This window comes from Kitasatospora sp. NPDC127060 (genome assembly GCF_042724935.1).
Lineage (GTDB): Bacteria > Actinomycetota > Actinomycetes > Streptomycetales > Streptomycetaceae > Kitasatospora.
Genome location: NZ_JBHXEG010000003.1, coordinates 52,252 through 66,136 on the forward strand (window position 1 = coordinate 52,252; position 13,885 = coordinate 66,136).

Sequence of the window (13,885 nt, forward strand, 5' to 3'; positions counted from 1 at the left end):
ACCCGTTCGTCCCCGACCGCCGCTATGGTGACCCCGCCGACGGCGAACGCCGTTCGGGCGCGGGCACGTTGGGGGAGTGCATGCACAAGGGAGAGGTGCTCGGCGGACGCTACCGGCTGGACGAGTGGCTGGGCAAGGGCGGCTTCGGCGTGGTCTGGCGGGCGACCGACACCGTGCTGGACCGGCCGGTCGCGGTCAAGCTGCTGCTGGCCGAGCACGCCGCGGACCGGGAGGCCGTCGGCCGGTTCGTCCGGGAGGCCAAGCTGGCGGGCAACCTGTCCAACCCGCACATCGTCACGGTGCACGACTACGGCCGGGCCACCGACCTCTCCGGGGAGCTCCACTACCTGGTGATGGAGCTGGTCCGCGGCCGCCCGCTGTCCGCGGTCCTCAAGGACGGCCTGCCCGACCACGGGCGGGCGCTCGCCTGGATGGCGCAGATCTGCGAGGCGCTGGACGCCGCGCACCGCAGCGGTGTCATCCACCGGGACATCAAGCCCGAGAACGTGATGATCGCGGACAACGGGAACCGCGCCAAGGTGCTGGACTTCGGCATCGCCCGGCTGCTCACCCAGTCCACCGGGCTCACCTCCACCGGCAGCGTGGTCGGCACCGTCCCCTACCTGGCGCCCGAGTGCTGGTCCGGCGGCACCGTGGACGGCCGGGCCGACCTCTACGCCTTCGGCGTGATGCTGTACGAGGTCAGCACCGGCCGGCGCCCGTTCCGCGCCGACTCGCCGTACGACTACATGCGCAAGCACATGTCCGAGACCCCGCCCCGGGTGCGCGGCAAGGACCCGGCCCTGGCCGAGCTGGTCGCCCAGCTGCTCGCCAAGCGGCCCGCCGACCGGCCCGCCACCGCCGCCGAGGTGCTGGAGCGGCTGAGCGCGGTGCGCCCCGGGATGCTGCGGCCGGACGACCCCAGCCCGGAGCAGCTGCGCCGCCGGGCCGACCTGGCCTGGCAGCACGGCGCCGAGGGCCGGCCCGGGGACGCGGTGGACATCCTGGTGCAGCTCGTCCCGGACTTCGCCCGGATCTGCGGGCCGGCCGACCCGCGCACCCTGCGCACCTGCCACGACCTGGCTCTCTGGCTTGCCCGGGACGGCCTCCGGGGCGCCGGCGCCGCGCTGATGGAGGCGCTTGCGGAGCAGCCCGGCGCCACCCCGGAGGCCCGGGCCGACCTGCGGCGCGACCTCGCCCACTGGCAGCGGGAGGCCGCCCGGCTCGGCCCGGGCCCGGGGCAGGCGCTAGACCTGCGGGTGCTGCTCGGCGGCGGCGCGCAGCGCGGCTGAGGCACCCGCGGCGATCGGGTCGCCGTGCCCGAAGACTGCCGTCTCCACCGGCAGCGCGGCCAGCCGGTGGAAGGAGGCGAGGGCGCGGGCCGGGTCGGTGTGGAACACCCCGGGCCCGGTCCGGCCCTGCACGTTGGACACCACGTCGCCGGTGAACAGCACCCCGGGCCCGGGCAGGTGCAGCGCGATGCTGCCGTCGGTGTGGCCGGGCACGTGCACCACCACCGCGCCGCCGCCGATGTCCAGCACGTCCCCGTCCTCGACCTCGCGGTGCACCGGGCAGGGCTCGGCCGGCGGGATCGGCGGCAGCCCGTCCCACAACTGCTGCTCGAAGGGGCTGAGCACGGGCGGCGCCGCCGGCTGCTCGCGCCGGACGACCGGCGCCTCCAGCCGGTGCGCCACCACCTCGGCGCTCCAGCGGCAGGCCAGCTCGGCGGCCGAGCCGGTGTGGTCCTCGTGGTGGTGGGTGAGCACGATCCGGCGTACCGCCGCCGGCTCCAGCCCGATGGTGCGGATGCCCTTCTCGATCCCGTCCGCCGATCCGGCGATGCCGGTGTCGACCAGGGTCAGTCCGTGGTCGTCCCGCCAGAGGTAGGCGGTGCCGAACTCCAGGGTGATCATGTGCAATTCGTCGCGTACCCGGGTGATCTCCATGTCCCGGATCCTGCGCCCCGCGGCGGTCCGGCACACGGACGTTCGCCCTGGGCGTGTACGGATTCGCCGGCGGATCCTCCGGGTGACGTCGGGCGCCCGGCGGCTGTCAACCGTACGGGCCGCTGATTCGGGGCCCTGTGCCGCTGTGCGATTTGATGGGAATCCGCCCATCGGAACGGTCTGGTCCACCGACCCGGGCCGTTGATATACCTCGTTGCCAGACTCGGGAGCGGTGTCCGCGCCGCCCCGGTGAGCTGCGACGAAAGGCTGGTGACGGATCGATGAAGCTCCTCCGTGTCGGACCCCCGGGCGCCGAGCGCCCGGTCGTGCTGGGCGAGGACGGCACCGCGTACGACCTCTCCGGGCGGGCCCGCGACCTCGACGGGGCCTTCCTGTCCGGGCTGGACACCGCCGGGCTGGCCCGGGAGGTGGCCGACGGCGTCCTGCCGGTGGTGGACCTGGACGGCCTGCGGGTGGGCGCGCCGGTGGCCCGACCGGGCAAGGTGGTCGGCATCGGGCTCAACTACCGCGACCACGCGGCCGAGGCCGGGGCCGCGATCCCGGACGAGCCGGTGATCTTCCTCAAGCCGAGCTCCACCGTGGTCGGCCCGTACGACGAGGTGCTGGTGCCGCGCGGCGGCGAGAAGACCGACTACGAGGCCGAGCTGGCGATCGTGATCGGCCGCACCGCCCGCTACCTGGACTCGCACGCCGAGGCCGCCGGGGTGATCGCCGGCTACACGATCGCCAACGACGTCACCGAACGGGCCTTCCAGTTCGAGCGCGGCGGCCAGTGGGACAAGGGCAAGTCGGCGGAGACCTTCACCCCGCTCGGGCCCTGGCTGGTCACCGCCGACGAGGTGGCCGACCCGCAGTCCCTGGCACTGCGGCTGTGGGTCAACGGCGAGCGGCGACAGCACGGCAACACTGCCGAGATGATCTTTCCGGTGCTCGAACTCGTCCGCTACGCAAGCCAGTTCATGGTGCTGGAGCCCGGCGACGTGATCGTCACCGGCACCCCGGCCGGGGTCACCCTGGGCCACCCGGGCAAGCCGTTCCTCGCCCCGGGGGACGTCGTCGAGATCGAGATCGACGGCCTCGGCCGCCAGCGCCAGGTGCTCGGCAAGGCCTGACCGCCGCGCCGCGCCGCCCCGACCCTTGGCACGGGGGTCGGGAGGCCGTCAGTCCCCGTCCGGGGAAGCGCCCCCGAGCACCGCCCGCAGCCGCTCGGCCCGCTCCGCCCGCGGCCCCTCCAGCGCGAGCAGCCCCGCCAGCACCTCCGCCGTCTGCGGATCGTGCAGCGCCGTGGCCGCCGCCATCGCCGTGAACTGGTCCACCAGCCAGTCCCGCAGCCCGTCCACCGGCAGCGCGCGCCCCTCGTCCAGCCAGCTCAGCGAGGCGCCCTCGACCACCGCGATCCACGAGCGCACCAGCAGGGTCAACCGCGGCCCGGCCTCCCGCACGCCCAGGTGCCGCAGGGTCCGCTTGAGCGCCGCCCGCCGGACGTCGTCCACGATCGCCGAGGTGCGGGCCGTCTCCACCACCGAACCGCCGCGCAGCAGCGCCGAGTAGCCGGCGTCGTGCTCGGCCACGAAGGCGAAGTAGCCGTCCAGCGCGGAGGCCAGCTGCTCGGACGGCGTCCCGGTCGGCGGGACGGCGAAGCGGGCGGTCAGTTCGTCCGCCGCGGTGCGCAGCGCGGCCTCGTACAACTGCTGCTTGCCGCCCGCGAAGTAGCGGTAGACCAGCGGCCGGGAGGCGCCGGCGGCCTCGGCCACGTCGTCCAGCCCGACCTCCTCGGGCGGCCGGGAGGCGAACAGCTCCAGGGCGACCGCGATCAGCTGCTCGCGCCGCTGTTCGACCGGTAGCCGCCGGTAGCCGGAGCGGCGCGGACGCGGTTCGGGGGCGGCCTGGGCGGGCACCGGCCCGGTTGCCGTGGTGGGGCGGGCTTCCATGGTCGTCAGCGTAATGGGCGTCGGACCGATCGGGACCTGTCGCGCACCGGATCTCCCCGAACGGGTGTTCAGGTCCTGTGCCGGGCGCCGGAACCGGACCGCGGCCGGTCGACGGACCGCTCAAAGGGGCTTGCAATCGGCCCGGGCCCCGCGATGATGTCCGAATGGTTGAAGAACTGATCACCACCGGCGGGGACACCCCCCGCCGCATCGCCGACGGTTACGTCCAGGCCCTGGCCGACCTCGATCCGCTGACCGCGGTGTACCTCGGCCTCAACCCGGAGGACGACCGGCTGCCCGACCTGTCCCCGGCCGGGGCCGAGGCCATCGCCGACCTCGCCCGCCGCACCCTGGCCCGGCTGGACGAGGCCGAGCGGTCCGGCGCCGCCGACGACGAGGCGGAGCGCCGCTGCGCCCGCCTGCTGCGCGAGCGGCTGACCGCCGAACTCGCCGTGCACGACGCGGGGGAGGACTACCGCGCGGTGCGCAACCTGGGTTCCCCGGTGCACAACACGCGGGAGGCCTTCACGCTGATGGCCACCGACACCGAGGCCGACTGGCAGCTGATCGGTCGCCGGCTGGCCCGCTTCCCGCTGGCGCTGGAGCAGTACCGGCGGACGCTGGCCGAGGGCGTCGAGCGCGGGCTGCTGTCCGGCCCGCGCCAGGTGGAGACGGTGGTCGGGCAGTTCGGCGAGTGGCTGTCCGGTGAGGTGGCCGGCGGCTGGTTCGGCGAGTTCGTCCAGGCCGCGCCGGAGAGCGTGCGGGCCGAGCTGACCGGCCACGCGGTCGCCGCCGCCGACGCGCTGGCCGCACTGCGCGACTGGCTGCGCGACGTGTACGGCCCGGCCGCGGCAGACACCCCGGACACCACGGGCCGGGAGCGCTACGCCCGCTGGGTGCGCTACTGGACGGGTGCCGACCTGGACCTGGACGAGGCCTACGCCTGGGCCTGGAGCGAGTTCCACGACCTGCTCGCGCAGATGGAGGCCGAGGCCGAGAAGGTCCGCCCGGGCGTCGGCCCGATGGCGGCGATGAAGTGGCTGGAGACGGACGGCCCGTCGATCGAGGGTGCCGAGGCGGCCCGGGAGTACCTCCAGGGCCTGATGGACCAGGCCATCCGGGACCTCCAGGGCACCCACTTCGACCTGGCCGAGCCGGTCACCCGGGTCGAGTCGCGCATCGCCCCGCCCGGCAGCGCCGCCGCGCCGTACTACACCCAGCCGGCGCTGGACTTCAGCCGCCCGGGGCGGACCTGGCTGCCGGTGCTCGGCGAGGAGCGCTTCCCGGTCTGGGACCTGGTGTCGACCTGGTACCACGAGGGCGTCCCCGGCCACCACCTGCAGCTCGCGCAGTGGGTGTACGTCGCGGACCGGCTCTCCAACTACCAGGTGAGCCTCGGCGGGGTGAGCGCCAACATGGAGGGCTGGGCGCTGTACGCCGAGCGCCTGATGGACGAGCTCGGCTACCTCACCGACCCGGGCCACCGGCTGGGCTTCCTGAACGCCCAGATGATGCGGGCGCTGCGGGTCATCGTCGACATCGGCATGCACGTCGGCCTGGACTTCCCGGCGGACTCCCCGTACCGGCCGGGTGAGCCGGTGAGCCCGGAGCACGCGCGGGAGTTCTTCGGCCGCTACTGCGGGCTGTCCGCCGACTTCCTGGACAGCGAGCTGGTCCGCTACCTGGGCATGCCCGGCCAGGCGATCGGCTACAAGCTGGGCGAGCGGGCCTGGCTGCGCGGCCGGGCGGCGGCGCGGGCGGCGCACGAGGCGCGCGGCGAGGAGTTCGACCTCAAGGCCTGGCACATGGCGGCGCTCTCGCAGGGCTCGCTGGGGCTGGACGACCTGGTCGCGGAGCTGTCCGCGCTCTAGGAGCCTGTCCGGCGGACGTGGTGGGGATCAGGGCCCCGGGACTCGGCCAGGAGTCCCGGGGCCCTGGTCCTTTTGTCCGAGAAGGGTCGATTTGTACAGGTTTTTCCTTGCGCTTCCCCGGAGCCGGGGTTTGGCTGGAAGGCGACTGCGTGACCGCTCCGTACCCCCTCCGGAAGGCTCGGCCAGTGTCTGCTCAAGCCGTCACCGGTCATGAGGAAGCGGACAGCCGCCGCTGGTGGGCGCTGGCGATCATCGCCATCGCCCAGCTCATGATCGTCCTGGACATCACCATCGTGAACATCGCCCTGCCGTCGGCCCAGCGGGACCTGGGCATCTCCGACGCGGACCGGCAGTGGGTGATCACCGCCTACACCCTCGCCTTCGGCGGGCTGCTGCTGCTCGGCGGCCGGCTGGGCGACCTCTTCGGCCGCAAGCGCGTCTTCATCGTCGGCCTGCTGGGCTTCGCCCTCGCCTCCGCCCTCGGCGGCGCGTCGGTCAGCCCAGCCATGCTCTTCGGTGCCCGCGCCCTCCAGGGCGCGTTCGGCGCCCTGCTCGCCCCGTCCGCGCTGGGGCTGCTCTCCACCACCTTCTCGAACCCGAAGGAACGCAGTACGGCCTTCGGCATCTTCGGCGCGATCGCCGGTGGCGGCGCCGCGATCGGCTTCATCGCCGGCGGTCTGCTGACCGAGTACCTGGACTGGCGCTGGTGCCTGTTCGTGAACACCCCGATCGCCGTGGTCACCGCCTTCGCGGCGTTCCGGGTGCTCAACCGCGACCACGTCGCGAAGGGGCGCCGGATCAAGCTCGACCTGCCCGGGGCGCTGCTCGGCTGCGGCGGCCTGCTGGCCATCGTGTTCGGCACCTCCGAGGCCGTCACCCGGGGCTGGAGCGACGCCCTGGTGATCGGCTCGCTGCTGCTGGGCGTGGCGCTGCTCGCGGTGTTCGTCCTGGTCGAGAAGCGCTCCTCGCACCCGCTGCTGCCGATCCACATCGTGGCCGAGCGCAACCGCGGCGGCGGCGCGCTCTCGGTGGGCCTGGCCATGGTCGGCATGTTCGGCCTGTTCCTGTTCCTGACCTACTACATGCAGGCGATCAAGCACTTCTCGCCGGTGGTCTCGGGCATCTCCTTCCTGCCCATGACGGCCGCCATCATCGTGAGTTCGACCGGTGTCGCGGCGCGGCTGATGACCAGGGTGCCGTCCCGGGCCCTGATCACCCCCGGGCTGCTGCTGGCCGCGGGCGGCATGGCCTGGCTGACCCAGATGAAGGTGGACAGCCCGTGGGCCGCCATGGTGCTGCCCTCGGTGCTGCTGATCGGCTTCGGCATGGGCCTGGTGTTCATGCCGGCGATGAGCCTGGCCACCCTCGGGGTCGCCCCGAACGAGGCCGGCGCGGCCTCGGCCACCATCAACTCGGCCCAGCAGGTGGGTGGTTCGCTCGGTACGGCGCTGCTGAACACGATCGCCGCCAGCGCCACCGCGACCTGGCTGTCCACCCGGATCGCGAGCGGTCCACTGGTGCGGGCCCAGGGTGCGGTGCACGGCTACGTGGTCGCGACCTGGGTGGCGATGGGCGTACTGCTGCTGGCCGCGCTGGTCGCCTTCCTGATGATCGACCACCGTCCGGCGCCCGGCGAGGGGACCGCCGTCCCGGGTGCGGTGGAGGTGCCCGTCGCGGTACCGACCGCCGTGGACGGGTCCCCGGTGGACGGAACGGGCGTGGACGAAACGGGCGCGGACGGAGCCGTCGTGGACGGCCGGCCGAGCCCCAGGGCCGTGGCCATCGCCGATGTGCGGGCCAATGTGCGGCCCGGGATCCGCACGGAGAAGGGCGCGGAACGGCCGCCGGCCGACTGACGGGAGTAGCCGACTGAATTTTGCAGCAAGGTCTTGCAGTCAACCTCCGGCGCCTGCTTGACTCCTGGCCACCGTCCAGGGATCGAGGAGGCGCCGTCGTGCTGCCGCAAGCCGTCGTGCCGGAGCCCGAGTTCGACCTGCTGGTGGTCGGCGGGGTCGGTGTCGACACCATCGTCCGGGTCGACCGGCTGGAACTGCCGCCCGGCGACTCCCACCACGTCGAGCCGGTGCGCGACCACCTGGGCCACACCGGCACCGGCGTCGCCCTCGGCGCCCACCGCCTCGGCCTGCGCACCGCCCTGCTGGACTTCCTCGGCGACGACCCCCAGGGCGAGCTGGTCCGCGCCGCCCTCGACCGGCACGGCCTGCACTTCGCCCACCTGGTCAGCCCGCACGGCACCCCGCGCGGGGTCAACCTGGTGGACCGGGCCGGCCGCCGGTTCTCCTTCTTCGACAGCCGCCACCCCGCCGGCCTGCGGCTGCCGCGCGCCTTCCACCTCCCGTACGCCGAGCGCAGCCGGCACGTCCACCTCTCGATCACCGGCGTCAACCGGGACATGTACGGCGACCTCCACCGGCTCGGCCGCACCACCTCCACCGACCTGCACGACTGGGACGGCGAGAACCCGCACCACCGCGACTACGCCCTGGGCTCCGACCTGGTGTTCCTCTCGGTGGCCGGCTGCCGCGACCGCTACGAGCGGGTGATGCGGGCGATCCTCGCCGAGGGCCGGGCCGCCGTGGTGGTCGCCACCGCGGGCGCCGAGGGCTGCCACCTGCTCACCCGCGAGGACGGCGTGCTGCGCCACCTGCCCGCCGTCGACCCGGGCCGCCCGGTGGTGGACACCAACGGCGCCGGGGACGCCTTCGCCGCCGGCTTCCTGTACGCCTGGTTCCGCGGCCACCCGCCGCTGGACTGCGCCCGGGCCGGCTCGGCCGCGGGGGCCTTCGCCTGCACCTCCGCCGGGACGCACACCGGCTTCATCGAGGCGTCCGCCTTGGATACCCTCCTCGGACTGGCCCCCGAACGCCGGTCGGTCTGAGCCGGTGAGGGATTCTCATCGAGCTCCAAGCCTGCGGTAACGAGCCTTCCAGGCTGAGGCGTCATAGTCATTGACCGAACGAGGCGCCGAGCAGGGCAGGGGAGTCAGGAATGGGCCAGCACAGCCGCGCGAGGTCACGCCGTCACCGTCTGCTGGCCCCCTCGCTGTTCACCGCGCTGTCCGCGGTCGTGGTGGCCGGGGTGGTCGCCGGGACGCACGGGTTCAGCCCGGCCGACGCGTCGGCCGCCGGGAAGGTCGCCCGCAGCACCCGGCCCGTCGTCTCCGCCCCGGCGCCGTCCCCGACCGCCACCACCACGGCGGAGCCCGCCCCGGTCGCGGACACCACCCCGAGCGGCAGCCCGACCCCGACTCCGGCCGCCACGCCGACCCCCGCCGACACTCCGACGCCCACCGCCGCCGCCACCCCCGACGTGCGCGACGCCGTGCTCGGCACGACCGCCCCCGCCCCCGCCGACAACCGGGAGACCTCCACCGTCGGCGCCCTGTTCAGCGGCCCGGTCGGGGCGGGCGACCACTTCTGCACCGCCAGCGTGCTGCACAGCGCCACCGGCAACCTGCTGCTGACCGCCGCGCACTGCCTCAGCAGCGCGAGCGGGGTGACCTTCGCCCCCGGCTACCGGGACGGCTCCGCCCCGTACGGCACCTGGCAGGTGACCGCGGTGCACACCGCCTCCGGCTGGTCCCAGAACGGCGACGTGGACGAGGACTTCGCGATCCTGGAGACCGCCCCCAACAACGGCCGCAACGTCGAGGACGTGGTCGGCGGCAACAAGCTGGGTGCCGACGAGCCCTTCGGCTCCACCGTCCGCCTCTACGGCTACCCGGCCGACGCCGAGAAGCCCAACCTGTGCACCAACACCACCGGCCAGCAGAGCACTTACCAGCGCGTCATCCAGTGCCCGTCCTACCCGGCCGGCACCAGCGGCGGCCCGTGGATCGACATCGCCACCGGTGACGTGGTCGGCGCCATCGGCGGCTACCAGCAGGGCGGCGACTCCGACGACACCTCGTACAGCGCCTACTTCGACCACACCATCGCCACCCTGTACACCCAGGTCGAGGGCAGCGCCCCCTGATCCGGCGGCCCCGGCCCCACCCCCACGGGGCCGGGCCCGCCGGCACCGGCCCCGTGCGGCCGTGCCCGGACATGACGAAGGCCCAGATCCGTGGATCAACTCCACTGATCTGGGCCTCGGTCGCACTTACCGCTAAGTGCCCCCGGTAGGATTCGAACCTACGCACCCGCCTCCGGAGGGCGGTGCTCTATCCCCTGAGCTACGGGGGCCTGTTGGCCTGTCGGCCACTTGCGCGTTCCGACGGAATGAACACTACCAGGCTTCCGACGGGGCTCGTGCACGGGTTTCCGGAAAGATCGTCGGGGCGGGCCCGGTGGCCCGGTGGGCGGAAGTGCCCAAAGGCCGGACGGGGCGACGGGGCCGCCGATACCCTCGGTGAGGTGTCGGGAGTGTCCGGGCGGGTCCTCGTGGTGGACGACAGCGAGGTGATCCGCCAGCTGATCAGGGTCAACCTGGAGCTCGAGGGCTTCGAGGTGGTGACCGCCGCCGACGGCGCCGAGTGCCTGGAGGTCATCCGCCGGGTGAAGCCCGACGTGGTGACGCTGGACGTGGTGATGCCGCGGCTGGACGGCCTGCGGACGGCGGCCCGGCTGCGCGCGACCCCGGACACCAGCGCGCTGCCGATCGCGATCGTGAGCGCCTGCACCCCGGCGGACCTCGACCTGGGGGAGGCGGTCGGGGTGGACGGCTACCTCGGCAAGCCCTTCGACCCCGCCGATCTGGTGGCGCTGGTCCGGCGGCTGGTGCGGACGGGGGAACGGTCCGACGCGTTTCGCCCTGAGCGAACAGAACGGACGGATCGCGGCTGACACCCCCCGCGCGGGGGGTGCCGCGGCGTCTCAACCGGCAAACCGGGTGGCGGGCGGGTACCCCGTCTCGCCTACGCTTGGCGTCGTGACCCCCGCAGACCTTTCCCAGGCAATCCAGGCCGCAGTGAGCTCCGCCGTCGAGGCGGGTGAACTGGCCGTCGCCGTGCCCGAGCACGTGACGGTCGAGCGGCCCAAGAACCGGGACCACGGCGACTACGCGACGAACGTGGCCCTCCAGCTCGCCAAGGCGGCCGGCAAGCCGCCGCGAGCCATTGCCGAGGTCCTGGCCGGGCGCCTGCGAGGGATCACCGGCGTGGCCGAGGTCGACATCGCCGGTCCGGGCTTCCTGAACATCACCCTGGACACCGCCACCGCCGGTGCGCTCGCCCGCACCATCGTCGAGGCGGGCGAGGCCTACGGCCGCAACGAGGCCCTCAAGGGCCTGAAGATCAACCTGGAGTTCGTCTCCGCCAACCCGACCGGCCCGATCCACATCGGCGGCGTCCGCTGGGCCGCCGTCGGGGACTCGCTGGCGCGCGTGCTGCGGGCCTCCGGCGCCGACGTCACCACCGAGTACTACCTCAACGACGCCGGCGTGCAGATCACCAAGTTCGCCGCCTCCCTGCAGGCCGCCGCGAACGGCCGCGAGGTGCCCGAGGGCGGCTACGTCGGCGAGTACGTCGTCGACATCGCCAAGACCCTCACCGACGCGATCCCGGGCGTGCTCGACCTGCCCGAGGCCGAGCAGCTGGAGGTCTTCCGCACCGAGGGCCTCAAGCTCATGGTGGCCGAGATCAAGCGCTCGATGGACGAGTTCGGCACCCACTTCGACGTGTGGTTCTCGGAGAAGTCGCTGCACGACTCCGGCGCCGTCGAGAAGGCCATCGACCGGCTGCGCGAGCAGGGCCACGTCTTCGAGCAGGACGGCGCGGTCTTCCTGCGCACCACCGACTTCGGCGACGACAAGGACCGCGTCCTGATCAAGGCCGACGGCGACAAGACCTACTTCGCCGCCGACGCCGCGTACTACCTGTCCAAGCGGGACCGCGGCGCCGAGGTCGCGCTCTACATGCTGGGCGCCGACCACCACGGCTACGTCAACCGCCTCAAGGCCATCTCGGCCTGCGCGGGCGACGACATGAACCGCAACATCGAGGTGAAGATCGGCCAGTTCGTGAAGATGCTTCGCGACGGCGAAGAGGTCCGCATGTCCAAGCGGGCCGGCAACATCATCACGATCGACGACGTGGTCGAGTGGATCGGCGTCGACGCCGCCCGCTACACCCTGGCGCGCTCCTCCACGGACTCGACGATCACGCTGGACATCAACATCCTGACCAGCCAGACCAACGAGAACCGGGTCTACTACGTCCAGTACGCCCACTCGCGGATGTGCGCCGTCCAGCGCAACGCCGACGACCAGGGCATCACGCGCGGTGCGGCCGAGGACTTCAAACCGGAGCTGCTGGCCACCGACTGGGAGTCCGACCTGCTCGGCCACCTCGGCGAGTTCCCGCGCGTGCTGGCCTCGGCCGGCGAGCTGCGCGAGCCGCACCGGGTCGCCGTGTACCTGGAGGAGCTGGCGGCCAAGTACCACCGCTTCTACGACAACTGCCGCATCCTGCCCCGGGGCGACGAGGAGGTCACCGACCTCACGCGCGCCCGCCTCTGGCTGGCCGACGCGACGCGCACGGTCGTCGCCAACGGCCTCACGCTCCTGGGCGTGACGGCGCCCGAGCGGATGTAAGCACCACCCCCAAGCGCACGGCGGGGGCGGCTGACGGTCAACGGGGACCGTCGCCGCCCCTCGCCATAGGTCTCGAAGGACTGGCTAAACGATGAGTCGTTCCGCACACCCCGCAGGCCCCCGCCACGGCGACGTCCTGCCCGAGGGCCACTACCAGGCCCCGCCGGCCGACCTGAACGCGCTCGACCCGAAGGTCTGGTCGCGCACCGTAGCCCGTGATGCCGACGGCGTGGCCACCGTCGGCGGGATCGACGTCAAGCGGCTGGCGGCCGAGTTCGGCACCCCGGCCTACGTGCTCGACGAGGAGGACTTCCGCAGCCGGGCCCGCGCCTGGCGGGACGCCTTCGGCACCGGCGCGGACGTCTACTACGCCGGAAAGGCGTTCCTCTCCAAGGCGGTCGTGCGCTGGCTGCACGAGGAGGGCCTCAACCTCGACGTGTGCAGCGCCGGCGAGCTGGCGGTGGCACTGGCCGCCGGGATGCCGCCGGAGCGGATCGCGCTGCACGGCAACAACAAGTCGGTGGACGAACTCGAGCACGCGGTGAAGACCGGGGTCGGGCACATCGTGGTCGACTCCTACGAGGAGATCGAGCGGCTGGCCGCGATCGCCGCCCGCCACGGCGTGCGTCAGCAGGTGCTGATCCGGATCACCGTCGGCGTCGAGGCGCACACCCACGAGTTCATCGCCACGGCGCACGAGGACCAGAAGTTCGGCCTGTCGCTGACCGGCGGAGCGGCCGCCGAGGCGGTGCGCCGGGTGCTCGGCCACGACAGCCTGGAGCTGCGCGGCATCCACTCGCACATCGGCTCGCAGATCTTCGACATGGCGGGCTTCGAGGTCGCCGCCCGCCGGGTGGTCGGCCTGCTGGCCGGGATCCGCGACGAGCACGGCGTGGAACTGCCCGAGATCGACCTCGGCGGCGGCCTGGGCATCGCCTACACCAGCGAGGACGACCCGCGCGAGCCGGCCGAGATCGCCGCCGCACTGGCCGAGATCGTCCGCCGCGAGTGCGCCGCCGCGAACCTGAGCGCCCCCCGGCTGAGCGTGGAGCCGGGCCGAGCGATCGTCGGCCCGACCGCGTTCACCCTGTACGAGGTCGGCACGGTCAAGCCGTTGGAGGGCCTGCGCACCTACGTCAGCGTGGACGGCGGGATGTCCGACAACATCCGCACCGCGCTGTACGACGCCGAGTACTCGGTGGCCCTGGTGTCGCGCACCAGCGACGCGGAGCCGATGCTGGTCCGGGTGGTCGGCAAGCACTGCGAGTCCGGCGACATCGTGGTCAAGGACGCCTTCCTGCCGGCCGACCTGGCCCCCGGCGACCTTGTCGCGGTGCCCGCCACCGGCGCCTACTGCCGTTCGATGGCGAGCAACTACAACCACGCCCTCAGGCCTCCGGTGCTCGCCGTCAAGGACGGTGCGGCCCGGGTGCTCGTCCGGCGCGAGACGGAGGAGGATCTCCTGCGTCTGGATATCGGATGACGAAATCCTTGTCTCAGATCATGGAACGACCGTAGATCCGTGCGGAAAGTCCCCGAGACTGGTACGGACCGAAGTTCCCGG

Annotated in this window: 11 protein-coding genes and 1 tRNA gene; 9 read left to right on the plus strand and 3 right to left on the minus strand. The window is 73.1% G+C overall.

Annotation, left to right across the window (positions count from 1 at the left end; translation table 11 throughout):
* Positions 1–80: 80 nt before the first annotated feature.
* Complete coding sequence (locus ACFWIS_RS03290) at positions 81–1,292, plus strand: serine/threonine-protein kinase (protein WP_380452863.1); 1,212 nt, start codon at positions 81–83, stop codon at positions 1,290–1,292.
* Here the strand turns inward: ACFWIS_RS03290 and ACFWIS_RS03295 are convergent.
* The gene (locus ACFWIS_RS03295) at positions 1,248–1,946 is read right to left on the minus strand and encodes an MBL fold metallo-hydrolase (RefSeq protein ID WP_380452865.1); all 699 of its coding nucleotides are present in this window, start codon (positions 1,944–1,946) and stop codon (positions 1,248–1,250) included. The two genes, ACFWIS_RS03290 and ACFWIS_RS03295, sit on opposite strands and share 45 nt — an antisense overlap.
* A gap of 281 nt (positions 1,947–2,227) precedes the next feature.
* On the opposite strand from ACFWIS_RS03295, the gene ACFWIS_RS03300 reads away from it, so the two are divergent.
* Entirely contained in the window at positions 2,228–3,079 is an 852-nt protein-coding gene (locus ACFWIS_RS03300; protein WP_380452867.1) for a fumarylacetoacetate hydrolase family protein, read from the plus strand.
* Between the two features lie 48 nt (positions 3,080–3,127).
* Here the strand turns inward: ACFWIS_RS03300 and ACFWIS_RS03305 are convergent, their stop codons facing one another.
* Positions 3,128–3,898: a TetR/AcrR family transcriptional regulator gene (locus ACFWIS_RS03305; RefSeq protein WP_380452869.1), complete on the minus strand. Its 771-nt coding sequence runs from the start codon at positions 3,896–3,898 to the stop codon at positions 3,128–3,130.
* A 164-nt stretch (positions 3,899–4,062) separates the two neighbouring features.
* On the opposite strand from ACFWIS_RS03305, the gene ACFWIS_RS03310 reads away from it, so the two are divergent.
* The 4 genes from ACFWIS_RS03310 to ACFWIS_RS03325 all read left to right on the plus strand — a co-directional run bounded on the left by ACFWIS_RS03310 (position 4,063) and on the right by ACFWIS_RS03325 (position 9,765).
* Complete coding sequence (locus ACFWIS_RS03310) at positions 4,063–5,769, plus strand: DUF885 domain-containing protein (protein ID WP_380452870.1); 1,707 nt, start codon at positions 4,063–4,065, stop codon at positions 5,767–5,769.
* Positions 5,770–5,954: 185 nt separating this feature from the next.
* Positions 5,955–7,625, plus strand: coding sequence for an MFS transporter (locus tag ACFWIS_RS03315; protein ID WP_380452872.1), 1,671 nt, complete (start codon positions 5,955–5,957; stop codon positions 7,623–7,625).
* Between the two features lie 101 nt (positions 7,626–7,726).
* The gene (locus ACFWIS_RS03320; protein ID WP_380452985.1) at positions 7,727–8,668 is read left to right on the plus strand and encodes a carbohydrate kinase family protein; all 942 of its coding nucleotides are present in this window, start codon (positions 7,727–7,729) and stop codon (positions 8,666–8,668) included.
* 110 nt (positions 8,669–8,778) lie between these two features.
* Complete coding sequence (locus ACFWIS_RS03325) at positions 8,779–9,765, plus strand: trypsin-like serine peptidase (RefSeq protein WP_380452874.1); 987 nt, start codon at positions 8,779–8,781, stop codon at positions 9,763–9,765.
* Between the two features lie 137 nt (positions 9,766–9,902).
* On the opposite strand, the gene ACFWIS_RS03330 is transcribed toward ACFWIS_RS03325, so the two are convergent.
* Positions 9,903–9,974 (minus strand) — tRNA-Arg (locus ACFWIS_RS03330).
* A gap of 171 nt (positions 9,975–10,145) precedes the next feature.
* Here ACFWIS_RS03330 and ACFWIS_RS03335 point away from each other — a divergent pair.
* The 3 genes from ACFWIS_RS03335 (at position 10,146) to lysA (ending at position 13,804) form a co-directional block, all read left to right on the plus strand.
* A complete protein-coding gene (locus tag ACFWIS_RS03335) occupies positions 10,146–10,574 on the plus strand; it encodes a response regulator (RefSeq protein ID WP_380452876.1) in 429 nt (142 codons plus the stop codon).
* Positions 10,575–10,659: 85 nt separating this feature from the next.
* A complete protein-coding gene (argS, locus tag ACFWIS_RS03340; protein WP_380452878.1) occupies positions 10,660–12,321 on the plus strand; it encodes an arginine--tRNA ligase in 1,662 nt (553 codons plus the stop codon).
* 91 nt (positions 12,322–12,412) lie between these two features.
* Entirely contained in the window at positions 12,413–13,804 is a 1,392-nt protein-coding gene (gene lysA / locus ACFWIS_RS03345) for a diaminopimelate decarboxylase (protein ID WP_380452880.1), read from the plus strand.
* The last annotated feature ends 81 nt before the right edge of the window (positions 13,805–13,885 follow it).